Source organism: uncultured Methanobrevibacter sp., from assembly GCF_902769175.1.
Taxonomy (GTDB): Archaea; Methanobacteriota; Methanobacteria; order Methanobacteriales; family Methanobacteriaceae; genus Methanobrevibacter.
The window spans coordinates 43,804-69,613 of the sequence record NZ_CACXNW010000028.1; the positions used below are offsets into that span (position 1 = coordinate 43,804).

The window sequence follows — 25,810 nt, forward strand, 5'->3', positions numbered from 1 at the left end:
AAACACCTAAAAAAAGGTATTTTGGATGTTATTGGATTATCTAAGCAATAACAACATTAAATACCCTTTCGATGTTTGCTGATTTCACCTTTAGGGTAACCCTATTTTTCTGAGTGAATGAAAAACCGATTCCGCTTAATTGTTCATCAGTTTTCTCTACCTTTGCAATGCTTGCTAAAGCTTCGGTAACCTTACGATGATCCCTTAGTTCGATTATCAAGTATTCATTGAACCATGGATTTGGTCTTCCATCATTCAAGCAGTCCTTTAGGATAAAGAATATATGCTTGTTTCCAACAGCATTGTCTCCCCAGTAGTTAGGGCTGTAGCAGATTAGGCTGACAGGTATAAAACTGTTGTACTGTAGATTCCACTCTTTGGTGCTTGAAACCTGTTCGTCCAAAAAGCTTTTTAAGGTGAAGTTTCCATCACTGTCCAAAGTAACCTTTGCAACATCAACATATTCATCTTGAACTAGCCTCATAGGGTAGTTGAAATTAAAGACCCTTCCATCAAATTCGATTTCTGCCTTGAATCCATCATTTCCACCACGGTAGGTGTATTGATGAACACGGAATAGGTAATCTCCAGGAATCATTTGGTCTTTTTCCTTGAATTGAATGTTTTCAATTGCAGGAACATTCTCTTCAGGATTGATGATGTCTATATCAAGCCATCCTCCTGTTTTTGAACTTTTCATATGTTTGTAGTAGATTTCTTCACCTTCTGGTGTGGTACAATGAGCATCCAAATCGTTTTTGTCCCATTCATTGTCGTTCCATTGAATGGTAAATCTCAAGTCTACATCAACATCTCCACCCATTGCCTTTACCCTTTCCTTCATTAGGCTATCTGCAATGTTGTTTTTGTATGCCCAACTGAATGGGTTGTCCCATTTGAACATTGTTGGAGCATCCTTGTTTTCTGGTCCAATCAATGACATGAAATTGTTGCTCAAGTCATATGATAGGTATAGTTCCACTTCAACTGCAGTTGGCAGGATGTTTTTTACAAAGTCCTGCAATGAGATTTCCTGGACTTTATCAAAGTTACGTGCCTTATTCACAGTCAAATTCCTTAGTTTGTCGAAGAAATTCTGATTGTTCTGGATTTCATTGGTGTAATCTCTGTTTGCAAACAATACGTCATTGATGCTTAGATCTGACATATTTGCATAGCGTCTGTAGATTGACTCTCCAAATCCTAATTCATTGATCTTTTCCTGTGCATCTTCCAGCATTCTTTTGGTGAAGATTGGCTTTGGTCTTTGATAATTGGTAGGTGCTACAATTCTTTCATATTTTGTAACAGCTTCATCCAATGGCACCTCTAGAGTTATGTCCTTCAACAGAACTCCAATACTGTGGTTTTTGATTCTAACAATAACGGAACCAAGTTCAATGCTTTTAATCCAGTAGAATACATTTTCATCCAGTTCATTTTCTTCATATTCCTTTAGGTATCTCTTAAAGATTTTCAAAACATCTTCCCACTGGTCTCCACGGTAAAGGCTGTTTGAAGCGATAAGTTCTAAAACGGTGTCAACCGCTTCCTCTGAGATTTGTTCGGTACTGTTTTCCAAAATAATCCTGTTGTCTCTGTACTCTGCCTTTTGACTTGAGTTACCTATGCATCTTTCTGGCACATCAGCGTAGAAGTGATACCAAGTATGCACATTTCCATCTTCCATCATTTCAGGGTTGCTTTCTAGACCGACCCTTTTGGTGTCACTTATGAATATGTCCTTGATTTTTGCTGACTTTACAGCTTCATCCAATTGTTTGAATATTTCCTTTTCCTCTTGGGTTTCACCTGCAAACAAAGTGACATATTCTCCGTTATCTTCGTCGATTGCTACAACATTTGCCATTCTTTTGAAAAAGCTGAGGCATGCACTGCAATCCAGTTCTCTTCTTTCACGAAAGATTGGGTTTAATTCTTTAGGAAATCCATCTAAATACATGTTCCATAGGAATTCCCAATCAATGTCTACAACAAATAATTTTCTTGGTGCCATATTTTCATTAAAATGATTGAATAATCTGTCACGCATATTTTTAAAATTGATACTTTCACCTCCCTTATTATCAATTAAAAATTTAAAAATTATTTATTCTGCAATTTTAATCAGTGATATTAATGAATATTTGAAAAGTTTCTATGTGCAAAAAGTTTTGTTTTTTGTATAATGATAATTGATCATTTGGATTATAAATGACTTAATCAGTTTAATCATGACATTGACTTAAATTTAACCGCTAAATATCCACTAATAAAACCAATTAAATTTTTTTAGCTAATATTGGATTGATTGAATTTTTTAAATCAATTTGAATATTAACAAATATATCTCTATTTTAAAAGCTATATAAGTCGTATAAAGTTTTTGCTTTAATTGAAAATTAATAAATAAAATTAGTTGGGGAATTAAATGAAAAACAGATAAAATAAAAGTAAAATAGATAAAAATAGGATAATAAATTAGAAAAAAATTTAAAAAGAAGAATAAAAATAAGTATTCTCTTAATGGAATAATAAGTTAGAATAATAAAAAATTTAAAATGAAGAATAAAAATAGTTTTTTTTTCTTATAATAGAATAATAAGTTAGAATAATAAAAAATTTTAAAAAGAAGAATAAAATGATTATTCTTCTTAAAATATACAGTTTTTAATTGGTTCATTACATTATGCAGAATAATGATCAGGACCATAAGGTTCTGGTGATAATCCTTTTCTCTCACGGATTTGCCTTACAATATCATCCTGCAGGTATATTGGCAAAACTTCAAATCCTTTCATTTCTGTTGAGAAGTCACCTTTACCTCCTGTAGCAGATCTTATGTCTCCTGCAAATCCGAACATTTTTGCAATAGGTACTTCAAAGTCCATTTCTGCAATTGTTCCCTTAATGTTCTGTTCAATGATTCTGCCTCTTCTGTTTTGAATGTCCTTGTTGCAGTTGCCCATATAATCAACAGGAGCTGAAATGAATACCTTTTGAATAGGTTCCAATAGGCATGGATTAGCAGACATTATTGAAGCATAAATCGCTTTTTTGATAGCTGGAAGTACTTGTGCAGGACCTCTGTGAATAGCATCCTCATGAAGCTTAGCATCTGAAAGCTTGAATTTCAATCCAACTACTTCTTCGCTTGCTAAAGGACCATCCTTTAGTGCAGATTCAAAACCTTCAAGCAACAGCTCCTTGACTTCATCTAAGTATTGGATACCTCTAGTCATATTGATGAACATTGACCTGTTGTGGATGTCCCAAACTCTACGAGCCTCTTCCTTGTCCATTCCAAGTGCAATAAATTCTTGGGCCGTTTCCTTGGTTTTTATTCTGCCTTCCTTCAAGTTGCCTTCTATCAATGCATTGTAGATTCCATTGTCTAAAAGTTCAACTTCAATATAGAATCTGTTGTGCTTGTTAGGGAATTTACCTTCAATGACTGGGGAATGTCCTGTAACGCTTTCCTTATATACGATAATAGGTTCTGATACAAGAATTTCCAAATTCTGGTCAGTCTTTATCCTATTGGTTACAACTTCCAAGTGAAGTTCTCCCATACCTGAAATCAATTGCTCACCAGTAGTGTCATTGATTTCCACCTTAATGGTTGGATCCTCTTTTGATACTTGCCTTAAGACTTCAATCAATTTAGGCAAGTCCTTAGTGTTCTTGGCTTCAACAGCTACTGTTACTACAGGTTCTGAGATATGGTCAATAGGTTCAAACTCTTCGATTTTGACATCAGGTGAACAGATTGTTTCTCCAGCGCTAGCTTCCTTAACACCTGTAATGTATGCAATGTTTCCTACATGAACCTTTTCGGTGTCAATTGTTTTTGCACCATTGAATACTCCTACCTGTTGGATTCTTGATTTAGTTTGAGAACCGACCAAATAGACTTCATTGGATTTTTCCAAAGTTCCACCATAAACTCTGCAGGTAGCTAAAACTCCCATATGCTTATCTACTGTTACATTTGTAATCATACCGGCTAAAGGACCATCAGGAGATGAATTCACCATGGTTTGGCCTGCTTTACTTTCAATCTCACCACCCCAAATCTTAGGAACTCTGTAGACTTGAGCCTTATCTGGAGAAGGCAAGTGCTTAACTACCATATTCAATAGGACTTCTGTAAGTGGCAAGAGCTTCTTTAATTCTTCCTCTTTGCCTGTATTGCAGTAATCGACAATATCCTTAAAGCTGAAACCTGTTTCCTACATCATAGGGACATTGATAGCCCAATTCTTAAATGCAGATCCGAAAGCTACACTTCCATCCTCTACATTTACCATCCATTCCGCCTTTTTGTCCTTAGGTGCCAAACTCTTGATAAGTTCATTCACTTCAACAATAATGCTTGTAAGTTGCTTCAATAGGTCTTCTGGAGTCAATTTCAATTCATTGATTAATCTGTCCACTTTTTTGATGAATAATACAGGCTTTACATTTTCCCTTAATGCCTGCTTAAGGACAGTTTCTGTTTGTGGCATAACTCCATCTACAGCACATACTACAACATCAGCACCATCTACAGCTCTCATTGCACGGGTTACGTCTCCACCAAAGTCTACGTGACCTGGAGTGTCAATCAGGTTGATTAGATATTGGTCTCCATCATATTCCTGAACCATGGAAGCATTAGCAGCATCAATGGTAATTCCACGGTCTTGTTCGTCCTGTTTGGTGTCCATACCTAAGGCTTCACCAGCTAATTCTTCTGAAATCAGGCCTGCACCAGCAAGTAAGTTGTCTGATAATGTTGTCTTTCCGTGATCAATGTGAGCACATATTCCTATATTTCTGATGTATTCAGGTTCGTACATCAATTCCTTAATCTTTGCAATCATTTTGTCTTGTCTTGACATAAATACACTCCTTATGTGTTTTAGTTAATATTAGAATTAAAATTATTAATTAAATTCCATTTAAAATTCTGAGAATTTTAATTCAAGTAAAACCATTTATGAAAGCCAAGATTTAATTAAAAATAAGTTTAATTAATTAAAAGTAAAACAAAAAAATAAAATTGAATTTGGTTTTTCTAAAAAAAAAGTAGTTTTATAATTCTAAAAGCATTATTATCTTAAAAGATCATCTGATTAAATTATTTAATAAGCCTAATATAATTCTTTATATTTATGATAAAAACTTATTAGCTGATATATTTTTCAATAATTTAACAAACATATAAACTTTGCAATGTTAATCATAGAACCATTTAATTTAGAATCAGCTTTCATAAAATTAAAATCTGTTTCGCTGTCTTCAAGTCCCATGGCTAACACCCCCAAACAATCTTGATTATTTATAATAATCATTAATTTATTTTTATTTCAATTGAATATATAAAATTTATGGAATATTTGTCTAATATCATATAAAATACTTAGACAAATAAACAATAAATCCAATATTTTTCCAAAATGGGAAAAACATTAAACAAATAATATTTTACTTAACTATACAATATTATATTTCAATTTGTCTATATATAAATCGAATAAAGGAAATCCTTTATTTCAAAAAGTAATTCTTATATTTTTTTTTATTAATTGATAAGTGACCGTAGTGAGCTTAAAGCTATTTATTTCCTAAACTTCTTGTTCATCAATCTATAATTGACAAACTGCTTTGCAAACTTATTCTCTGCATATGATGAAATATATGAGTCATGTTCAATACAGTATTCAATAACTTCAGGAGCTATCTTGAAATGATCATTGTCTAAAATGGATTTGCGCAATACCTCATTTTCCTCTTTTAAAAATGCTTCATTTAAAGCATCATTATCATTTGATTTGGAAAGATATAGATATTTTATTCTAAAGTCTTCACTATTTAAATAGACGTACTTTAAAATTACCTTTGATTCAATCCTTCCATATGCTGCATAACGAATACGTTCATCAGTTGCCTTCAAAGCAATATAAGCTAAAATTATTGGATTTGAAATCTTGTAGATGACAATATCCCTAAGTGCAAAGCTGTGAGTGTACTTTAATATGAAAATCAAATCGAAATAATTTTTTATCTTTTTAAACATGCAATATGGTAATGTGTCCTTATAGTAGGCTTCTGCAATTGCATCATAATAAACGGATTCCAATCTGTTGTCAAATAGGCGTTTGAAAAACTTTAAGTCATGAGAATAGAAATCATCAAATTTAAAATTATATCCTTGATCCATCAGATTTTCAAAAATGTAATCACATACCCAGTTATCATCATATAATTTAGGCTCTTGAATATCATGATCTATTCTATTTATGGCCATATCTGCTAAAAGGATGTTATCTGTCATTCTTTTTATTGCAGTTTTCATAATATCCATTGTTTGCCCTACTGTAGCAAAAAAGTTCAAAACTGTATTGTCGCTTATTGCTTCAAGTGCCAATTTCACTATTTCAGGATTTGAGTCATTATATGCCAATTCAATGAAATATGATTCTTCAATCATCTTTTCAGTGGATGATTCTTCAGAACTTTCCAAATCATCCATATCAATCTCTAATGATTTCAAATAATCTAAATAATATTTAAAATCCCCAATTCTACCATCATAGGCCAGTTGATATAAAACCAATTTTCGAATATCTCCATCTTGAAGTTTATATTTGTCATACAATTTCTTATTATATGAACCATCTTCCATTTTTCCCTCTTCAAATGGATTATATTTTTCAAAATAAAATAGGATTCTTTCAAAATATTCAATTAGATTGTCTCTCAATTTGTCATAATCTTCAAAAAGGGAACTTCTGAAAATACTATGCAGCAAGTCTAAATCCAAAATTATTCCTATATTTTCATCATTATGAAGCTCTTTCGGAATGTAATCCTCTTCCCATATAATCATATTTCTGCTGATTTTATCGAATTTCCTTTTGAAGCTATGCTTTTTGTTTGATTGTGGATAATAAAGGTTATATTTGAAAACCAGATTTTTTAAAGCGGATATACGGACAATATCCTCTTTATCCTCTTCAATTATCTTAGTTAAAACCTCAATATTTTGTGTGGAATAATTTGAGGCTGCAGCAGAGCGGACATACTTGTCCTCATCATTCAATGCAATCCTTTCCAAAAACTCTCTGTCATTTAGGGATTTATGCTTAGCGGCAGCAGAGCGCAATTTGGAATTTGATTCATTTTCAATGATTTGCTTCAATACCTCTTCATCATCTATAAATCTGTTTTCCAATGCCTTAAGGCGATAATCAACATCCTTATGATTTAAAGCTATTTGATTTAGGGGATGGCTAAAGTAGTATTTTTCTATGATGGCTAAAGCAAGCTCTTTTGGAACCTTGTCAATGTCAATTTCGTATAATGTGTTTTTACTTATTCCGAGGCAATCTAAGGCAGCTATTCGAATGTCAGTATCTTCATCCTCATCAAGAACCAATTCATCAAGAGGATAAGTAAAATCAAGTCTTCTTATAGAATAAAGCCTAGATTCCTTATCTGCATCCTTATTTAATGCAATTTCATATTCTTTATCCAAATCATAAATTATAGGAAAAGTCATTTTATTACCTTTTAGCTATTTTTTATATTTGATTTTTTTCAAATTTCTTTTGTGTTTTAATAATGTTTTCCAAAGCTTCCTTGATTTCAAAATAGCAGACAACATAGTCTCCTAAACCACCATCCGATGGGTCTTTAATATCCAAATCTTCGTATAATCCACTATATTCCTTAATGGTGTAGGCATTTAGATTTGGATAGAACTTTTTTATCTTTTCCCTATTGTCTACTGTTGCTATTAAAACCAAATCAACTGTATTGAAGTCAATGTCCCTTATATTGGTTGTTTTATAGTTGGATATGTCAATATCATGCTTTCTGCAAACAATTATGGCTTTTTCTTCTATTTCCTCTCCTGAATAAGTGGAAAATCCTGCTGATGAAATGTCAATCTTATCTTTTGAATCTGATAATGAAACACCATCTTCATTTATCATCTTTTTAAAGATAGCTTCTGCCATTGGACTTCTGCAAGTGTTTCCACTGCAAAGAAAAACTATTTTCATAATATCAACCATTAAATATAATTTAGATTTTTACTAAAATAAATTTTCTAATATTTCTAGATATAATTCTTTTTATTTTAAAAAGTATTTAAATTGTATAAATGAATTAATTTATCCCTTAAAAATGGTTAAGAAAAGTATTATTTTAATTGAATGTAGTCATATTAATTTTAATAGTTTTTGATTTACAATTTATTTTAAATAGTTAAATCTTTAAAATTATGAAACTCATTGGGAAATATTGAAAAAAGTAAATACTAAACATACATATCCTTAGGCAAATATGAAAAAATTATACAAAATATCATATAAAAACATTTTAACAAGTAATTTAATATCTATTATTAGGTGTTGAAGATGAGCCTCTTTAAAAAAATTAAATCCTTCCTTAAATCACAAGTGAATGAAAGCAGTTTTAGATATTTGTCTAATCTAATTCAAAATGAAAAGGAAATAAGTTTAAACAGAGATATTATTCTGGAGGATAATGAATTAGATGATTTCATAAAGGGAATCGAAATCAGTGGGGACAATATAACAATCGATGGAAATGGACATAGGATTGATGGGAGAGGAAAAGTCAGAATTTTTGAAATCAGTGGAAATAACATAACATTAAGAAATATTGTTTTTAAGGATGCTCAAGTACAATATATGTCTGGAGGAGCAATTCAAAACAGTTCTCAAGACTTAAGTATTTACAATTGCATATTTGAAAATAACTCCACACAGTGGGATGGGGGGAGTATTGAAAATCGTGGATCTGTATTGATAGAAAATTCTATTTTTAGAAACAATTCTGCTGCAAAAGGAGGGGGAGCTATTTCCAGCAGGGGCAAGGTGGAAATAATTGATTGTGAATTTGAATCAAACTATACTGAGTTCCATGGTGGAGTGATATATGCTCAAAAGATTGTAAACATTGTAAACAGTATTTTTAAAGATAATCAAGCCCAACATGGTGGAAGCATCTATATATACAATACAAGCACTGTTAGCATAAACCATTCAAGATTCATAAATTCCAATGATAACTATAATCAAATGGCCTGTGACCTATGTGATTTGACATTGACCAATTCTCATTTCCTAAATAATGGGCAAAGTGGAGGATTACATGCTCGTGAATCCAAATTAAAGATTGAAGATTGCCTGTTTAAAGAAAACTTTAAGGCAATTGCCACTACAGAATCCGATGTTACGTTAATCAATACCAAATTCAGAAACAATTCAGAAACAATTTTCAGTGATTCATACTTACACATCAGGGAATGTGAGTTTTTAGAGGAAAACAATAGCAGATTTACAATCAGACTGAAAGGAAATGAGGATTCAGTATCTAATATTGAAAACAATACCTTTGATTGTGAATCATTGAAACTAATCCATTTAACAGAAGGATACTGCATTTCCAAACACAATAGATATAATTTTAAGGACAATTATGTGATTTTTAATGAAAATGGGGTCTTTGAAAGTCAAAAGGACAAATTTTTAAATCCATCGTCAGGAATCCTATACAACAATAATATTTTAAAAACAGAAGATAATCTTGAAGACTTGATTGAAAATGGGCCGGATTCCCAATTGAAACATATTAAGCAAAAATTGCCTGAAAATATTAAAAGCTTTAGTCATCTTGAAGATTTAATCAATGAAAATGAAGAGATTAACTTAGAGTTTGATATCATATTGCATGAGGGAGAAAAGGATTTCTTTGAAGGTGGAATCGAAATAAGCAAAGATAATCTAAAAATCAATGGAAATGGACATGTAATTGATGCATGCGAGTTTTCAAGAATATTCTATATCACATCAAGAAATATCACATTGAAGAATATAATATTTAAGAATGGTAAATACTTCAAGGACAAGCTTGATAATGAGAGCCGTGGAGGTGGTGCAATTTGCCTTCTTCACGATATCTCCCTAAAGATAATCAATTGTAAATTCTTGAATAATGCCTCAAGGCAATCATCAGGAGCCATTAAAAGCAATGGTGATGAATTGACAATCATGGACTCAGAATTTAAAAACAACATTGCACATAATGGAAATTCAGGAGCCATATTCAATGAAAAAGGAGATTTGGTCCTTGAAAACTGTGAGTTCGAATGCAATTACTCTAAAGAAAGTGGAGGGGCTATCTATAATGAAAATGGAAAAGTAAAGATAGGTTCCTGTGGATTTAAAAACAATTATGTTGAGGAGGAATTTTTTGTAAAGCTTAGAGGGGGTGCAGTATATAATGAAAATGCAAATATCAACGAGCAAGACCATTAATGAGACTAATTAGAGGGGTGCAGTATATAATGAAAATGGAGAGCTATTTATAAGCAATTCAAACTTTGAAGAGAATAAATGTTTCAAAGGAGGGGCAGTCTTCAATGCAGGAGAGTCATTTAGAATAGAGGACAGTTACTTTAGCAAAAATCAGGCTGAAGAAGGAGCATCCATATACAATTTAAGCAATTCTAACTACACCATATCAAATTGTACCTTTGAAAACAATGAATCACAGGGTGCAGGAATCTACAATAAGGAAAGTGACTTATACTTGGAAAATTCTAGATTCAATGAAAATCTCTCAATACATAGTGGCGGTGCCCTATACAACGATAAGGGAGAAATCAATCTTAATGGCTGTGATTTTAAACATAACAGAGTAATTTGGGGAAAGTGTGGTGGAGCAATATCCTCATTCTATGGAAGTTCCAGATTGGAAAATTGCAGTTTCTCTAAGAATTCAGCAAGAAATGGGGGAGCTATTGACAACTATCATGGAAATTGGGTTATAAGTAACTGCAACTTCAATGAAAACAACTCTGAAATGAAAGGAGGATCAATTGTCAATAGGGAAAGTGGATTGATGAATATTTCCAATACCAATTTCAACAACAATGAATCCAAAGCAGCAACAGACATTTACAATATTGAAGGTAAAATGGACTTGTTTAGATGCCAATTTGAAAATAGGGATGAACTGATTATTATAAATAAAGATGAAATATCACTTAATGAATGTGAATTCGAAGATTTTCATAAAATGATGGATTTAAGCAATGATAATCAGACATTTTAAGATATTCTTTTTTTAAATTTTATAATAAATAGTGAAAAAAATTCCTATAGACAAATTGCTTTATGAGATTAATATAGATTTTTTAATAGATAAAATTGGAAGTTATATTGCTTTCATTTGAAAAAACTTTGATTTTCATTATCCACAAAAGATTCATCAAGAATTTAGGATTTATCATAAATCTATATTTTTTCGGATTCTAAAATATTTTTGATTTTATCAAAAAAGCCCAATTTCCCATCATTTTATAAATTATTAAATTCAAAGAATCTTACGTTTCCTAAAGTGTCTCCAACCGCAAGTTTATTGTCCTTAAGATTTATTGAAGTTGCAAAAATGTCCATGAAGTAAGTGTATTTGCATTCATCATTTTCCCAGAATTTGATTGTGTTGTCTTCACTAAGGCTGATTAATCTTGAATCTTCTAAATAAATATTTGTAATCTCTTTTTCATGTGCCTTGAAGTTGAATAAATTGTTTCCATTCAAATCGAATATCTCAATTGATCCATCTTCATATCCTGCAACTACCCTATCTCCACTAACTTTGATTTTAGTAACTGAACTGTTGGTTTAGAGTCAAATCTGTTTCCATTAGGATATTCTCCTATGTTTCCATCTTCAAATCCAACATAAGCGATATTTGAGTCGAATTTAGTGGCTAATGTTCTTGCAGATTTATCAAAATTTCGTTCAATTCCATCTATAGACAGCTTTTTCTCTTCAAGGAAGACTATTCCTGAACTGGTTTGAGCTATATCAATTATCGGATTGGAATTTATTGTATCATCCACTTCTAATTCAATGACCTTATCCTCTTCTTTATCTATATGATTCCACAGATTATCTGCATTGCATGTTGCAAGTTTATAAGTTTTTCTACCATCTTTTTCGGTCTTAACCCCAGCAAAGGCCAATTGGCTACTGTTGCTATTATATGAAATGGAATTAACCCTAAAGTCATTAGCAAATTGATTGATGCATTCCTCCTTATCCAAATCCCAAGTGAATATTTCACCATTGTCAGAAGCTGTAATCATATGATTTCCGTCAATCTTGATTGACAAAACAGATTCGCTATGTTTGGTTTCCTCATTTGCTTCAACTTTCTTATTCAAGTCAATTACACTGATGTCATTGTTTTCATTTCCTACAATAACCCATCTGTCATTTTCATCTGAATAATAGTCAATCGCTGTAGGTGACTTGATACCTGTTTGAATATCCATTGGAATTTCTGTTTCATTTATCTTTACAATTTCAAACTTAGGCTGTCTTGGCCTTGGAATGTCCCAAACTCTCAATACTCCCATATCTGAGATTGTAATGATTTGGTCTTCATCTTCTAAGGTTATAGCTTGAGCAAACTTGTCATGTGGACTGCATACTTGTGCTTCATCAATGCTTTCTCCACCACCTGAGTTTTTAAGGGTGTTCCAGAACTTCATCTGTCCGTTTTCAGAAATCAAGGTAAGGAACCTTTTGTTAAGGCCCATAAATCTTATTTCCTCTGATAAATCCAATTGTGTACCACTTTCTTCCCCTTCCGGATTTTGTTGATGCTGTCTGTTGTGTGCCTTTCTCATTTCATAGACATCCCCGCCGTCAACTTCCTTCTCATCACAAACAAGAATTGCCTCGTTTCTTCTTGGAACCAAGATCTGATTATAGTTCTTGTGTTCAATATCCTCTTTCCTCAGTTCATTTGTATCCAAATCAATGGTGAAGATTCCGCTGTGGGAAGATGCATAAATCTTATTGTAAGTCTTGGATAGGTAAATGTCAGTAATCTCTGCATCGATTTTAGGATATTCCTTAGACACTATCCTATTGTCAATATCCCACTCCTTGATAATTCCATTTGAATATGCTGCAAGCATTGATTTGTCCTCATCATTTAGGATTATCTTGATGATTTTGTAATCCTCTTCCTTAAAGGTATCCAAATCATTTGCATCGATATCAAAAATGTCTATCACACCATCCTCATTTGCCAAGATAATCCTTTTGTCATCTAAAATAGAAATGGCATTTGAGGATTTCTTACCTTCCGGCTTGATTCTTTTGATGATAGAACTTTTTGGAGAGTATAATGCAGTTTTTTTGGATTTTAGACAATTGCCCTCTGATTTTGAATCCAATTCATCAAGCATTGACTTGATTGCATCATTTTCAATTTCATTCATTCTGCCCCATAACTGAGGAGCCAATTGCTCCTTCTTGTCTTCAAGGATAGGTGCAGACAATTCAAGTGCCCTTCCAATTAATATGATTGGATGGTCTTCCTTTTCATTGAATTCATGGTCCTTAGAGAATTGATAGTCCAATACCAGATTATATATGTCTGACAATTTCAATTTGTTCTCTATAAATGAATATGAACTTAAAACCTTGGATAATTCTTCATTATCTCCAGATTGATTGATATGGTAAGGAAGTTCATTCAATGGCCTTAGTTTTTCACTGATTTCAGATTGGCTAAGTTCGTCTAAATCTTCAGATTCCTCTAAAACATTAAATGAATAGTTTCCATTTGGATCTGCCTTTTTCATAAAGTAATCAGCCATAAGCCTATTTGAGCTGGTCTTATCATCAGCATACTTTTCCTTTGCAGCAATTTCAAAGCTTTCGTAGAAAAAGTCATGACGACCTTCCTTTCTTGACATGAAAGGCCTTACCTGTCTTAGATTCAATCTTATATCATCTTGAATTTCCTTATTTGAAAGGCTTGTCTTGCTTTCGATAATGCCTATGATTTCCTCTTCTGACAATCCAACACGTGCATTTGCAAGTAGGGAGAAGAGCAATGGGACTATATTTTCTCCTTTCACATTTTGTTCATCCTCTTCCAATCTGTCTAAAACATGCTTGAATGCAGATACGGGGGAATCCCCAAATTGTTCTATCTTTTCCTTCAATTGGGTAAATGAACCGAATACTCTTATCTCAGCAAGGAGAATATTTAGGAATAGTGGATTTTTGGAACCTTCAAAATCACATATGATATCTATCTGTTCATCATCCAAACCTTTCAGGTAACTCTTAAGGTATTCTTTGATTAGATTCCTTTTACCTTCATCATCCAGTTCCATTATCTCAAATGTAGAGACATTATCCCTTTTCTTTATTTGTTCTAGAATAGAATTGAACCTCTCATTTGCCTTATCTTTCTTTATTGATGCAATCAGTTTGACATTTTCACGAATATCTCCTATCCATTTAAGCATGTTTATTCCATCATTCATCTGATTTACGGCATCAATGATAATAACTGATTCGCCTTTTTCCCCTATTGCCTCCAATATATCTGTGATGTTTCTTTTCAATTCATCCAGATTTTTTGGATAGAAGTTCTCTTGTGAGGATATTCCTGCCTCATCAATGATGGATTTCCATAGGGAATAAATGTTTGAACTTAAATCTGAGGCTCCGCAGAACCTTTTGTATAATTTTTTATTAGGATATTTTTCATAAAAATCAGTGGCAAATTTAGCAAGGAGCATTGTTTTACCATATCCTGCATTGGCAGTTACCAGACAGAGCTTATTGTCATAGGAACCTCCTATATACTCTTCTAATTTTTTGGTATATTTAGGTCTTGGAATGAAACCTTCACTGTTTAGGAAACAGAATATTTCCTGTTGATTAAGGTCCTTTTCAAGTTCTTTTTCATCAGGGTCAGGTATATTGTTAGGAAATGCAATGGTGATCTGTTCCTTAAGCTGTTCAATGATCACTTCCTTCAGTGATTTTCCTTCACATTCAAAGTCTTCAGTCTTCCTTGATTTTCACCGTTGTTGTAGCGCACACCATCTTCGGTAACTACAGGATTTAATTCAGGAAGTTTTAGGTCCTTATCCCAATGTCCCTTATAATCAGTAATCAATACATTTACCTTTGTTTCATCATCATCAGATTTTCCATCTTCCAAAACCTTTCTTTCTCTGATTTTTTCTTTGGTTTTTGCTAATTCTTCATCAGCAAGTTTTATCTTTTCTTCATCCACTTCAGATTCATTAGTATATATCAATCTTTGAGCATCGGTAATCTCTCCAATATATGAATCATCTCTAAAGAAGAAAATGGAATGTTTTGTAGGAGGGCAATCATAATCCTTACCTTTATTCTCTAAAAATAAATGAATAGGCTTAAGCAATGCATGCTCGATTTCCATTTCAGTTGCAGATCTTCCTTCCAATGTATCAATGTCAGTATATCTTTTCCTGGTATCATCTGTGATTTTCTCTTGGAAATTAGGAACCTAACCTCTACGCTGACCTAAAAAACATAAGAAAAATGGACGGCTTTTGTCAATGTGGCGAAGACATGTTTCAATGGTTCTATTGCTTTCAGATTCTTCCTCTGTCACACCCCATCTCAAGTCTATATCGGTCAATCGGATATGTCTTTCTTCACACCATTCTGTCAGTTCAGGGAAAACTTCCTTAATAAGATAATCCCTTTCCGCATGCATGTCGTTAAAAGTACTGCTGATGAATACAATTGCCTCTTCCCATTTCATATTTTCACCAAAGAATTAAATTATTAATAAAAAATTATTATATGATTAATATTTTAGTTAATATTGATATTAAATGTTTATATATTTTAGAATATTTTAGAAATATTCGTTTTCTAAAAGCAAAATTGTTATTAATATTTATTTTTTAAACAATAAAAGTGGAATAAATCAAATTATTTATTTAAAACAAGTAATTGTGAATTTTAAAAAAGAATTGAAAAAATGGATTGAATTTTTTTATTTTCTAAAAATTAAGTGAAAATAAATAAGAATTGAAAAAATGGATTGAATTTTTTTATTTTCTAAAAATTTTTTTATTTTCTAAAAATTAAGTGAAAATAAATAAGAATTGAAAAAATGGATTGAATTTATTTATTTTCTAAAAATTAAGTGAAAATAATTAAGAATTGAAAAAATGGATTGAATTTATTTATTTTCTAAAAATTAAGTGAAAATAATTAAGAATTGAAAAAATAGGTTGAATTTATTTATTTTCTAAAAATTAAATATGAAAATAAAAAAGAATATAAAAAATAGAAAGAACTAAATGGTAAATTAAAAATCGATATTAACATTGGCAAGACTGAAGAAGAACTTGCATTCATCTAAAACATCATTCAAATAGTTCAAATATTCTAAAGAAGGATAAACAGCTATTTTATCATACTTAGCCATATCAATTAAAACATCAAGATAACTGATGGTTTCCCTATCCTCAATCTCTTGTATGTTTTCAAAAACCCTCTCTAAACTATCATTAGGATTATTTTCATTTAATGTGAAATCCCTTATTTTATTGTATCTTTCAATGATTTCATCATATTTTGCCCTTAAATTGTCATAATTGTCAAGAAAATTATTATAGTTGCTGTAATTGTTAAAGCTGAATGAATTGGTAAAGCTTTGCCTTAAATAAGGAATAAATACTTCAAAATCAATTAGATTAGACTCATCTATACTAATATTTAATTCAATTTCAGAGCCTTTAGGCAAATCATCAATGATGTCATCACCATCAATGAGTATTTCACCTAAAAATGTATTGTAATTGGCTAAAATCAATTCTCCTGAATAAAATGATAATTTAATAAAGCTGTTTTCATTTCCATTTTCAATGGATTCTCTTGTAATGGCAATTTCTTTTCTCTATATTGGAATCTTTTCTCCCTTAAAGGCAATCACATGTGAAGAGTTGAATTTTCTGGAATAATCCTTTACAAATTCAATTTGAGATTCCAAATCAATTGATTCATCATTATTCTTTAAGGTCAATGAAGAGTCTTCATCTAAATAAAGGTTAATGGAAGATGGAAGAATATTGCATCCTGGATTAATTGCCCTTTTATAGCTTATTGAATTGGTGGAATTTTCATCTATTTCCACTAAATTGTGATTTTCATCAAAAACATTGATTAAAAATTCATTATAATCATCATTGACTTCCAAACTCAACTTAAAGTTGCCGTCAATATCCAATTCCTGTTTTTTAACTGTTTCATTGCTTTTGGCATTTACTGCTTCAATTGAATAGTCTAAAAATGAAAATTTGCTCTCAAGGCTAAATACCTTTCCTTCTATATATATTGTCTTCAAATCCGATTCTTTCATAATCTAAAATCAATGCAAACTTATGGTTTTGAGGCTCAATGAACTGTTTTTCTATTGTTCCTGCATAAATGGAAGCTCCCTCTGCAATAACTGTCAATGGGTTTATGCCATATTCCAATGGTCTGTTGAATTCATTTCTTAAAGTATCCCTTAATACAGAGCTTAGAGTAGATCCTCCCACCAAAATAATCCTTTCCACATCTTCGATAGATAAATAGCTCTCTTCCAATATTTCATAGCAATGATTATATGTGGTTTTTAAAAATGGCTTCATTACATCAATCAAATTATTTTTGCTTAAGCTGCATTTAAAGTCATAGGAATCAAACAGGTTTTCAATAGTCACTTCATATTCCTCAATGTCAGATAATGCTATTTTGGCTTTCTCTGCTTCATTTTTAAGTATTGAAAATGCCTTAAGGTATTTTGGATTGTCTCTTCTAAAATCAGAAAGATTTAAGTCCTCCATTATCTTTGGTGTGAAATAGTCATCAACAATCTTCCAGTCAAACAGCTTTCCTCCTAAATTGTCTTCTCCGCTTGTTGCAAGCTTTTCTATCTCATGGCCATTTGCCTTAACCAAAGACACATCAAATGTACCTCCACCTAAGTCATAAACCATCCAAATGCCATTATCCTGCTTTTTTGCCCTTAATCCATAGGCGATAGCTGCAGCAACAGGCTCTAAAATAAGGTAAACTGATTCAAATCCAGCAAGCTCTGCTGCTTCTTTAGTTGCTCTTGTCTTCAATGGGTTTGAATTTGCAGGAACAGTTATGACAATCTCTTTAATGTTCATCTTTGTCTCTTCATAAATGGATTTTTTCAAATCCTTTAATAGCTCTGATGAGAGCTGTTCTGGATACATCATTATATCAGATTTTTCAAAATGAAATGGAATGGGAAAGCCCATGTTAAGCTTGAATTCACTTACAGCATTTGATGGATCATTGATTACAGCATCCTTTGCCATTTTTCCCACATGAATTTCACCGGAATCATCTATAAATACAGCAGATGGAGTATGGTCTTCACCTGTCAAGTGATTTCTAATGATTTCAGGCTCTTGACCATTAAAGCAAGCTATTATTGAATCGCTTGTTCCTAAGTCAATAGCAAAATCAACTGTGTTTCGTCTTGTTTCATTCATAAAAATCACTTTCCCTAATTTAACGATTTAATATTTGAATAAATATAATTTTAATGATTTATTTTGAATAAATGTAAATTTTTACAATTTAATAATGTAGAAATATAAATTTTTGATAAGTTACATTCTCACGTCCTGTTTGTATAATGATAATTTATAAGCATAATCCTTTCTAATATCATCATCAGATACCACTAAAAACTCCAATAGCTTAGAAGAATCTACCAATTTATTCTTTTTTGACAAAGCAATGCTTTCCTCAAGTATGGTATTTTTATCACAAGTCCTTAAGATATCTATTGAATCCTTATAAATTTCATTTATCCTATCATCTCTTTCCATTAGTTTATCCAAAGCTTCGATTGATCCCTTTAAATCCTTATCTTTTTCCAAATCTATAAATAAATCACATAAATTGATAAAATGACCATAGCTTTCCTTCAATATTGGATTATATGCAAAGGCTTCGTTTAACAAGTCAATAGCCAATTTGTAATTTTCTTCCTTTAGTGTAACTGTAAATGCTTCTGAAATCAATTTGGCATCAGGATAATCTCCTTTCCATAACCTAAGGGTCTTGGCATAAGTTTTTCTTATTTCATAATCCTTTAAAACTTCCTTTTCAAGAATGGAACTGGCTTCATCCAATCCATCTTCCATTTTAGCCAATCTGAATGCTTCTAAAATATTGTCATTCAATATATAATCGTAATAGTATTTTTGCTCCTCTTTTGATTCCCTTTTATCACTCAAATAATCTTGATAATATGCATACTCCTTAAAAGTGTCAATTGCAATTTCCAAATCATATATAAATTCATTTGCATCCTTGTATCTTTTTTCAGGGTCTTTTTGTATGGATTTCATTACAATCTTGTCAATGAACTTGGAATGTTTTCATCAAAAAGGCTTGGCAGCTTTAGGATTTTGTTCCATGGCCTTCCTTCCACAATGTCTTCAACCTCATATTCATCAATCTTATATGGGAATGAAGCTGTTAAAAGCAAGTAAAATATCACTCCCACTGCATAGACATCACTTTCAGTAGAAAAGATTCCCTTAAAGCATTCCGGTGCCATATATGGCTTTGTTCCACCTACTTCAAAGTCTTCTGATTTTGAACTCAATTCCCTTGCAAAGCCAAAGTCAGAGATTTTGATGATGATGTCTTCATCATCATTATAATTCATAAGAATGTTTTTTTGTCTTCAAGTCCCTATGAATTATTGTCGGCTTTGATGAGTGGAGCGTATTCAATCCTAACAATATCTGTTTTATTATATTCAAACAAATATGGATTGGAATTGGCTCATGTTGATTGACATATGAATTTCCAAAGTTTTCCAAATCTCCGCCTGGAATGTACTCAAGTATAAAATAAGCAAAATCCCATATAATTCCTGCATCATATATATACTGATGATATTTTCTTGACGCAATTGTGATGCTATTCTCACTTCGTGAAATATGGGTTCGATATTTTTAGTGTTTTTTAGTGGTTCTTTGATTATTTTCATAGCCCTTTTGTCATTTAGGTAATTGTGTTTTACAAGGTAAACTTGAGCGTAAGATCATTCACATAAAAACTTAATGACCTCATATTGACCATTGAAAAATTCTTCAACTATCTCTTTAACCTTTTCAAAATTCAAAGTACCACCAAAAATTAAGATATCTTTTAAGATTCAAAATTTAAATTATGTTTGCTGTAATTAAAAAATAATTAAAGGGCTTTAAAATTTAAATTACAAGCCCAGGTTTATTATTGCTTTGATAAGCATACCATGTGCTGTTTTCATTAATGAATTCCCTTGCCAAATTCATAATTATCTCTTCAGTTTCTCCATGTGCGGATATTTCCATTTCATCCATTTCATATAATTCAATCATTCTTTTATGGTCGTTGATTTTATTAAATAATGACAATTTACCGTAATAGCTTTCTACAACTATTGTGACAACAGACATTAATCCTATTGCTATCTTTAATAATAGATAAATATTAGTGAAATCCACGCCTCCAATAAGATTGAAGAAAATTGCAAGATCAAAAAGTATTGCTACAATATAAATGAAAATGGGTATGTATAACACTCCTTTTGTGATATACTCATTTCTGCGATTTTGTTTTTCTGTTCTTACAAGGGCAGATTCGTGATATAGTCTTTGGTCAATTATCCAAAGATCCAATATTGATACCTTTTCATTGTAATAGTCTACAGGTAAAGTCAATAATAAATCAGTAATCCATGGAATACTCCTTTTGATTGACCATGGCAATAAATTGATTACATCTTCCTTAATTCCAGCACTTGAAATGTAGAATTGGAGACGAAGCGCCTCTGCTAATACTCTATATTCAAGGTACTTTTTATGATATTCCATGGTATTTGCCTTTCTATGTATAAGATAGATTGCAATTAACAGTAATCCACAAATAAATATTGTTCCATGAAAGTCAAATTCATCATATATAAGAAATGTGAGAGCGAGTAAACCTCCAACAATAGATAAATATAAAAGGGTATTATGGTATTTTTTAGCATTTTGTGCACTTAAGCCACTTGCAGCACCATAGATTTTATCTATTTCCAATAGTTGTGGGTCTTGGATTTCTTTAGTAATATGGGAAGAGCTGACTCCAAAATTTTCCATATCCTGAAAAAAATATATCTTTTGTTAGCATGTTATCACATTAGAATCAATTTAAAAAAGAATTAACGAATAATTATTTTTTAAAAATTTATTAGATAATTAGACTTTATTTAGATATCTATATAAATATATTTATTCTATTCTTTTGAATTAAAAAAGTTTAGAATTTATAATGAATGATTTTTAAGCATATGTATTATCTTAAAAATATAGAATTATTAAACTATTTTTTAGGGTGAAATTTAAAATAATAAAAAATAGAACTATTTGAATTTATAATAATAAAAAATAGGACTATTTGAATTTATAATAATAAAAAATAGGACTATTTAAATTTATAATAATAAAAATGAAAAAGAGAAAAGTTAAAAAATTTTATAAAAATTATATGTTTAAAGTTGACTTTTAGCCAAATCTAACATTTTTTGAGCATATTTTCTGTCGGAATCCTTCATTTCCTCGCTAAGCTCTTCATAAGGAACCCATAATTTTCCCCATCTTTCGAGTCTGGATTCCAGCTTTTGGACCAATTCAGCAGCTTCCTTATTTTCAGCACCATTATCTTCAAAGAATTGAATATCCTTTTTCATTACTTCTATTGCTTCATTCAATTCCTTAGAAATGTTTTTGCTCCAACTTACCCATTCATCATGACATATTTCACTCATTTCTTCCAATAATTGATTAGACATATTTATCGCCCCCTTTATTATAAATTATTAACTTATCATTTTAAAAGATTCATATAAAAGCTATTTTTCTTCTAAACTATTAAAAATCTACTTTGTTATTGGATAATAGATTGCTCTACTTTGTTATTGAATAATATATTACTTTACTTTGTAATTGAATAATAGATTGCTCTACTTTGTTATTGAATAATAGATTACTGCTCCACCTTCTCCTCTAGATAATTTTAAAAATGAATTCTTTCTTAATGGAGTCACTTTTCCAGGCATAATCTCATTGTTGCCGATGAATGTTCCATTAGTACTGCCTCCATCCACTACACACCAGTTTCCATCCTTATGGAATAGCTTCAAATGTGGCTTTCCTACATTGCTTACTGCTGTATAGCTGTTATCTAAGAGAATGGTAAATGAAGCAAGATCACCTGCGGAGAAATCTGCCTTTCTTCCTATCAAAACGGTTTCATCCTTATGGACCTTAAAGGTTTTCCCTTTATCAGCTCCATTGAAAATAGTTAATATGCAGTAATTTTCTTCATAGAACTTTTGATTGACCTTATATAAATCAAAGAAACTGAATAGTTCATCTGACAAGAAATTAACTTCTAAAAACAATTCTTCAAATGCATCAGCCTTTAAAATGTATCCATTAACATTTCTAGCTCCACTCTTATTTGGAACTTCCTTTTTAAGAGGAATCTCTTCAATCAAATCAGCAGCTAAAAGCTGTTTAATGTGTTGGCCAAACATTTGAATGGAAATGTCAATATCATATTTTTTAAAAAGGATATCATTGATTTCACGAGAGTAATAAGGCTCTTTTTTAAATGTATTGTCTTGATTCATATTAAGCTTTTGAAAATCCCTTAATATCTCAAGTATGGAAAATCGGACCTTATTGTTTATGGCTGCTAATTTCACTGAAATTAAATTTGAATCTTCAAAATCTATGATTTCTGTATAATTATTTTCATCTCCACTCATGAAAATCGCTCCTTTTAAAAAATAATTAGATAAAGTTAATTAAATGATAATCTCATTTCTTAATTATACTATTTTGCAATTATTATTTAAAATATTTTGTATAAATGTAAATTTTTTTTTAAAAAATTTATTTGCTTATTTCATGCCTCCTTAGGCCTGTTTATGTTCTCATGATTATTTTCCAAGTCCTTTTCACAAAGCCCAAGATTGTTCATTAGCTCTACAACCAAAGCATCAAGAATCAATAATGATGAGTCTTCAAATCCTGTGCCCATGATTACAAGCTCATTATGGTTGAAATTCAATGAATCAAGTCTTTCACATTCATTCATATCATTTATTCTGTCCCTTTTTGCTTCAATGACTATTTTAGCATCTGAATGAGTTGCTAAATAACAATCAAAGCTTCCGCAGATGGATAAGATCTTTACATTTTCAAAAATCATATTGTTTTTTGAAGGTGAGAGCTTGGATTTTCTAATGTTTTCAAGCTTACTGGATTCTATGGAATCTGTTACTGCATTTTCACCACCGGATTTTGAGATGAATAATATTATGTCTCCATCTCGAACTGGAGGAACCAATGTTTCTCCGAATACATATACATGAAATCCTAAATGCATCAATCTCATGGCAAAGAACTTTGCTACAAAACCAGATCTGCCTGAACCTGCCAAAAAGATTGTAGATTCATTTCCATTGTCAAAATGCCTATTGTTGCCACTTAGGATAATGTCTCTGAATTCTCTTATTTCCTCATATTGGCTTTGAAGAATATCTTCAGTTTTGTTTACGGTTCTCAATAGCTCATTTAAGCTTAAATCCATAAGATTCAATTCTAATTCCTTCATTTTCTACCCCCTTTAAAAAATAGATATTAAGCCTATTGTAGTAGGCTTAATAATGTGATGATTTTACTGATTTTCAAGCCTTGAAGTTGTATACTGGCTTAATGACATCAATGATTTCAACAGTGTTTTATGTAGAAGTTGTATGCTGACTTGATAATAACTATCATTTCCACAGCGTTTAAGCCTTGAAGTTGTATACTGGCTTAATGACATCAATGATTTCAACAGTATCTTGGATATTGTTTACAATTGATTCAATAGGTTTATAAGCCAGTGGAGACTCATCAATGGTTGATTGGTTAACTGAAGTTGTAAAGATTCCTTTCATTGTTGTTTCATATTCCTCTAAAGAAATCTTTTCTTTAGCTTCCCTACGGCTCATAAGCCTGCCAGCACCATGAGGAGCAGAGCAATTCCAATCCTTATTTCCTTTTCCTCTGCAAATCAATGATCCTTCCCTCATGTTAATTGGAATCAATAGCTTTTCACCATTATATGCTGAAACAGCACCTTTTCTCAATATCCTCTGATTATGGGCAGTGTCAATGTAGTTGTGAATGGTTGTAAAGCTATCTGTATAATCCATTCCATAATGGGTAAGAATGGTTTCTATAATTGCTTTTCTATTCCAGGAAGCGAATTCCTGCATTATTTTCATGTTATGAATATAGTCCTCAAACAATTTGCCTTCACAATAGATAAGGTCTTTATTGCTTGCTGTACTATGCATTCTCTTAAACATCTTCAATGCCTGATTCTGATAATATTCACAAACATCAGCACCTATTCTGCGACTTCCTGTATGAACTACCATGACAAAGTTTTCATCCTTGTCCTTTCCAATTTCAATGAAGTGATTTCCTCCACCAAGTGTTCCAAGAGCAAAATCTCCTTGTGACCCTGCTTCCAATTTAAAATAACAGTTCATTTCAGTCAATTTTGTTTTTTTTAATGAATTGGTGAGGTTTTTCCCTAATGTCATAGCCATATGGAACGTATTTTCGTATAATTTCATCTATGCGGTTGAAGTCTATTTCATCTGCATCAAGATAAACAGTTTCCATTCCACATCCTATGTCTGAACCTACAAGGTTTGGAACTGCCTTATCGGTTATTGTCATAGTGGTGCCAATAACACAATTAGATCCAGCATGGACATCAGGCATCAATCTGATTGTTTGGTTCTTGGCTATAGGCTGATTGAGAAATTGGATTATTTGGGAAATGCTGTCATTATCGATATTATCTGCAAATATCTTTGCAGTATTGTATTTTCCACTTAATTCAAACATCTTATCACTTCACACATGCTTATATAATATTTTAATCTATTCCAAATATAAATCGGATAAAGCATTTCCTTCATTGAAGAAAAATTAGCTATTTAAATATTTTAATTTTTATCTAAATATAAATGATAAGAATTTATTGAAGAAAAATAATTATTTTTCATTATTATTTAAATTACAATTTGAGTCGCTTAGGATAATATCCTTATTTTCTGTTATAATGTCGTATCCATCTCTATCAATATTATTATTAAAGATGGAATTCCTTACAATCAAGTCCTTTTCATTATATATTGTTCCACCATCAACTGCTGCATTTCTGTTAAAAATTGAGTCATTGACAATCAATTTTCCTTTATTATAGATGGCTCCTCCATCAAATTCACTGCAGTTTTCCTCAAAGAGGGAACCTTTTAGTTCAATATTTGAGTCTGAATCTATGTAAATTGCTCCTCCATAATCAGATCCATTAAACTTAAAGATGGACCTTTCTATGAATATGCTTGAATTAGGGGCATTATAGATGGCTCCTCCATATAAATCGCTGCAATTAACTGTTGCATTATCTATAAACTGGCAGTGATCTATCATCAAATCATTGGAATAATTGCTTAAGGCACCGCCAACATATTCAGAATAGCCATTTTTAAATATGATGTTTTTTAAAGTGACATTTGGAGCCTCTATATATAATATGGAAGCCATACCCTTTCCATCGATTGTATGGTTCTTTCCATCAATGATGAATCCTTCTGTGTTTATTTCAATTACATCCAAATATATTTCCTCTTCTCCTTCAGCTAATAGGACATCTTCATTTAAAGTAATCTCTTTTTGGCCACTTTTTATCAATTCTTCAAATTCCTTGAAATTCATATTCACCCTCCCTTATAATTTTAAGGTAAGATTTCTATCCATTTCTCAATTAAT

23 protein-coding genes and 2 pseudogenes are annotated in these 25,810 nt (G+C 31.4%); 3 read left to right on the forward strand and 22 right to left on the reverse strand.

Annotated features, from left to right (window positions below):
• Positions 1–40: 40 nt before the first annotated feature.
• The 4 genes and pseudogenes from QZV12_RS10410 to QZV12_RS10425 form a co-directional block, all read right to left on the reverse strand.
• On the reverse strand, positions 41–2,053 hold the full coding sequence (locus tag QZV12_RS10410; protein ID WP_295621349.1) for a hypothetical protein: 2,013 nt from the start codon (positions 2,051–2,053) through the stop codon (positions 41–43).
• A gap of 634 nt (positions 2,054–2,687) precedes the next feature.
• Positions 2,688–4,883 (reverse strand): annotated as a pseudogene (locus QZV12_RS10415) (elongation factor EF-2).
• Positions 4,884–5,602: 719 nt separating this feature from the next.
• Positions 5,603–7,546, reverse strand: coding sequence for a HEAT repeat domain-containing protein (locus QZV12_RS10420; RefSeq protein WP_295621352.1), 1,944 nt, complete (start codon positions 7,544–7,546; stop codon positions 5,603–5,605).
• Between the two features lie 22 nt (positions 7,547–7,568).
• A complete protein-coding gene (locus QZV12_RS10425; RefSeq protein ID WP_295621355.1) occupies positions 7,569–8,051 on the reverse strand; it encodes a hypothetical protein in 483 nt (160 codons plus the stop codon).
• Between the two features lie 357 nt (positions 8,052–8,408).
• Here QZV12_RS10425 and QZV12_RS10430 point away from each other — a divergent pair, with 357 nt between their 5' ends.
• The 3 genes and pseudogenes from QZV12_RS10430 (at position 8,409) to QZV12_RS13725 (ending at position 11,133) form a co-directional block, all read left to right on the forward strand.
• Positions 8,409–10,334, forward strand: a complete 1,926-nt coding sequence (locus QZV12_RS10430) for a pectate lyase-like adhesive domain-containing protein (RefSeq protein ID WP_295621360.1) — start codon at positions 8,409–8,411, stop codon at positions 10,332–10,334.
• Positions 10,335–10,365: 31 nt separating this feature from the next.
• Positions 10,366–10,776 (forward strand): annotated as a pseudogene (locus QZV12_RS13720) (right-handed parallel beta-helix repeat-containing protein); the annotation flags it as partial.
• Positions 10,771–11,133: a hypothetical protein gene (locus tag QZV12_RS13725; RefSeq protein WP_366925563.1), complete on the forward strand. Its 363-nt coding sequence runs from the start codon at positions 10,771–10,773 to the stop codon at positions 11,131–11,133. The pseudogene QZV12_RS13720 and the gene QZV12_RS13725, both read left to right, overlap by 6 nt.
• A gap of 245 nt (positions 11,134–11,378) precedes the next feature.
• Here QZV12_RS13725 and QZV12_RS10440 read toward each other — a convergent pair whose 3' ends face one another.
• The 18 genes from QZV12_RS10440 to QZV12_RS10520 form a co-directional block, all read right to left on the reverse strand.
• Positions 11,379–11,621 (reverse strand): hypothetical protein, encoded by a 243-nt coding sequence (locus QZV12_RS10440; RefSeq protein WP_295621364.1) that lies wholly within the window; start codon positions 11,619–11,621, stop codon positions 11,379–11,381.
• A gap of 38 nt (positions 11,622–11,659) precedes the next feature.
• Positions 11,660–14,869: a hypothetical protein gene (locus QZV12_RS10445; protein ID WP_295621367.1), complete on the reverse strand. Its 3,210-nt coding sequence runs from the start codon at positions 14,867–14,869 to the stop codon at positions 11,660–11,662.
• A gap of 5 nt (positions 14,870–14,874) precedes the next feature.
• Positions 14,875–15,330, reverse strand: coding sequence for a hypothetical protein (locus QZV12_RS10450; RefSeq protein WP_295621370.1), 456 nt, complete (start codon positions 15,328–15,330; stop codon positions 14,875–14,877).
• Positions 15,331–15,393: 63 nt separating this feature from the next.
• A complete protein-coding gene (locus tag QZV12_RS10455; protein WP_295621373.1) occupies positions 15,394–15,654 on the reverse strand; it encodes a DUF4062 domain-containing protein in 261 nt (86 codons plus the stop codon).
• Between the two features lie 555 nt (positions 15,655–16,209).
• The gene (locus QZV12_RS10460; protein ID WP_295621376.1) at positions 16,210–16,716 is read right to left on the reverse strand and encodes a hypothetical protein; all 507 of its coding nucleotides are present in this window, start codon (positions 16,714–16,716) and stop codon (positions 16,210–16,212) included.
• Positions 16,717–16,800: 84 nt separating this feature from the next.
• Positions 16,801–17,247: a hypothetical protein gene (locus tag QZV12_RS10465; RefSeq protein ID WP_295621379.1), complete on the reverse strand. Its 447-nt coding sequence runs from the start codon at positions 17,245–17,247 to the stop codon at positions 16,801–16,803.
• On the reverse strand, positions 17,213–18,412 hold the full coding sequence (locus tag QZV12_RS10470) for an Hsp70 family protein (RefSeq protein ID WP_295621382.1): 1,200 nt from the start codon (positions 18,410–18,412) through the stop codon (positions 17,213–17,215). The genes QZV12_RS10465 and QZV12_RS10470 overlap by 35 nt, the downstream gene beginning before the upstream one ends.
• Positions 18,413–18,532: 120 nt before the next feature.
• Positions 18,533–19,279: a hypothetical protein gene (locus tag QZV12_RS10475; protein WP_295621385.1), complete on the reverse strand. Its 747-nt coding sequence runs from the start codon at positions 19,277–19,279 to the stop codon at positions 18,533–18,535.
• Positions 19,279–19,602: a protein kinase gene (locus QZV12_RS10480; RefSeq protein ID WP_295621388.1), complete on the reverse strand. Its 324-nt coding sequence runs from the start codon at positions 19,600–19,602 to the stop codon at positions 19,279–19,281. The genes QZV12_RS10475 and QZV12_RS10480 overlap by 1 nt, the downstream gene beginning before the upstream one ends.
• Positions 19,592–19,759, reverse strand: a complete 168-nt coding sequence (locus QZV12_RS13730) for a hypothetical protein (protein WP_366925562.1) — start codon at positions 19,757–19,759, stop codon at positions 19,592–19,594. The genes QZV12_RS10480 and QZV12_RS13730 overlap by 11 nt, the downstream gene beginning before the upstream one ends.
• A gap of 393 nt (positions 19,760–20,152) precedes the next feature.
• Positions 20,153–21,067 (reverse strand): hypothetical protein, encoded by a 915-nt coding sequence (locus QZV12_RS10485; RefSeq protein WP_295621391.1) that lies wholly within the window; start codon positions 21,065–21,067, stop codon positions 20,153–20,155.
• Positions 21,068–21,459: 392 nt separating this feature from the next.
• Positions 21,460–21,759, reverse strand: coding sequence for a hypothetical protein (locus QZV12_RS10490; protein ID WP_295621394.1), 300 nt, complete (start codon positions 21,757–21,759; stop codon positions 21,460–21,462).
• A gap of 171 nt (positions 21,760–21,930) precedes the next feature.
• Entirely contained in the window at positions 21,931–22,740 is an 810-nt protein-coding gene (locus QZV12_RS10495) for an FHA domain-containing protein (RefSeq protein WP_295621397.1), read from the reverse strand.
• Positions 22,741–22,880: 140 nt separating this feature from the next.
• Entirely contained in the window at positions 22,881–23,591 is a 711-nt protein-coding gene (locus QZV12_RS10500; RefSeq protein ID WP_295621400.1) for an SIS domain-containing protein, read from the reverse strand.
• A gap of 63 nt (positions 23,592–23,654) precedes the next feature.
• A complete protein-coding gene (locus QZV12_RS10505; RefSeq protein WP_295621403.1) occupies positions 23,655–23,804 on the reverse strand; it encodes a hypothetical protein in 150 nt (49 codons plus the stop codon).
• Positions 23,770–24,606 carry an RtcB family protein gene (locus QZV12_RS10510; RefSeq protein ID WP_295621406.1) on the reverse strand — a complete coding sequence of 279 codons (837 nt, stop codon included), beginning with the start codon at positions 24,604–24,606 and terminating at the stop codon, positions 23,770–23,772. Before QZV12_RS10510 ends, QZV12_RS10505 begins: the two co-directional genes overlap by 35 nt.
• Positions 24,521–24,883: an RtcB family protein gene (locus QZV12_RS10515; protein ID WP_295621409.1), complete on the reverse strand. Its 363-nt coding sequence runs from the start codon at positions 24,881–24,883 to the stop codon at positions 24,521–24,523. The genes QZV12_RS10510 and QZV12_RS10515 overlap by 86 nt, the downstream gene beginning before the upstream one ends.
• Before the next feature lie 150 nt (positions 24,884–25,033).
• Positions 25,034–25,756 carry a hypothetical protein gene (locus QZV12_RS10520; RefSeq protein ID WP_295621411.1) on the reverse strand — a complete coding sequence of 241 codons (723 nt, stop codon included), beginning with the start codon at positions 25,754–25,756 and terminating at the stop codon, positions 25,034–25,036.
• Between the last annotated feature and the right edge of the window lie 54 nt (positions 25,757–25,810).

What these genes read in the sequence shown, in the direction of transcription:
- QZV12_RS10490 (WP_295621394.1), bottom strand. Translation starts at nt 21,759, where the DNA reads ATGTCTAATCAATTATTGGAAGAAATGAGTGAAATATGTCATGATGAA.
- QZV12_RS10420 (WP_295621352.1), bottom strand. Translation starts at nt 7,546, where the DNA reads ATGACTTTTCCTATAATTTATGATTTGGATAAAGAATATGAAATTGCA.
- QZV12_RS10470 (WP_295621382.1), bottom strand. Translation starts at nt 18,412, where the DNA reads ATGAATGAAACAAGACGAAACACAGTTGATTTTGCTATTGACTTAGGA.
- QZV12_RS10515 (WP_295621409.1), bottom strand. Translation starts at nt 24,883, where the DNA reads ATGTTTGAATTAAGTGGAAAATACAATACTGCAAAGATATTTGCAGAT.
- QZV12_RS10410 (WP_295621349.1), bottom strand. Translation starts at nt 2,053, where the DNA reads ATGCGTGACAGATTATTCAATCATTTTAATGAAAATATGGCACCAAGA.
- QZV12_RS10485 (WP_295621391.1), bottom strand. Translation starts at nt 21,067, where the DNA reads ATGGAAAATTTTGGAGTCAGCTCTTCCCATATTACTAAAGAAATCCAA.
- QZV12_RS10510 (WP_295621406.1), bottom strand. Translation starts at nt 24,606, where the DNA reads ATGAAATTATACGAAAATACGTTCCATATGGCTATGACATTAGGGAAA.
- QZV12_RS10505 (WP_295621403.1), bottom strand. Translation starts at nt 23,804, where the DNA reads ATGTCATTAAGCCAGTATACAACTTCAAGGCTTAAACGCTGTGGAAAT.
- QZV12_RS10495 (WP_295621397.1), bottom strand. Translation starts at nt 22,740, where the DNA reads ATGAGTGGAGATGAAAATAATTATACAGAAATCATAGATTTTGAAGAT.
- QZV12_RS10500 (WP_295621400.1), bottom strand. Translation starts at nt 23,591, where the DNA reads ATGAAGGAATTAGAATTGAATCTTATGGATTTAAGCTTAAATGAGCTA.
- QZV12_RS10480 (WP_295621388.1), bottom strand. Translation starts at nt 19,602, where the DNA reads ATGAATTATAATGATGATGAAGACATCATCATCAAAATCTCTGACTTT.
- QZV12_RS10475 (WP_295621385.1), bottom strand. Translation starts at nt 19,279, where the DNA reads ATGAAATCCATACAAAAAGACCCTGAAAAAAGATACAAGGATGCAAAT.
- QZV12_RS10425 (WP_295621355.1), bottom strand. Translation starts at nt 8,051, where the DNA reads ATGAAAATAGTTTTTCTTTGCAGTGGAAACACTTGCAGAAGTCCAATG.
- QZV12_RS10520 (WP_295621411.1), bottom strand. Translation starts at nt 25,756, where the DNA reads ATGAATTTCAAGGAATTTGAAGAATTGATAAAAAGTGGCCAAAAAGAG.
- QZV12_RS10430 (WP_295621360.1), top strand. Translation starts at nt 8,409, where the DNA reads ATGAGCCTCTTTAAAAAAATTAAATCCTTCCTTAAATCACAAGTGAAT.
- QZV12_RS10455 (WP_295621373.1), bottom strand. Translation starts at nt 15,654, where the DNA reads ATGAAATGGGAAGAGGCAATTGTATTCATCAGCAGTACTTTTAACGAC.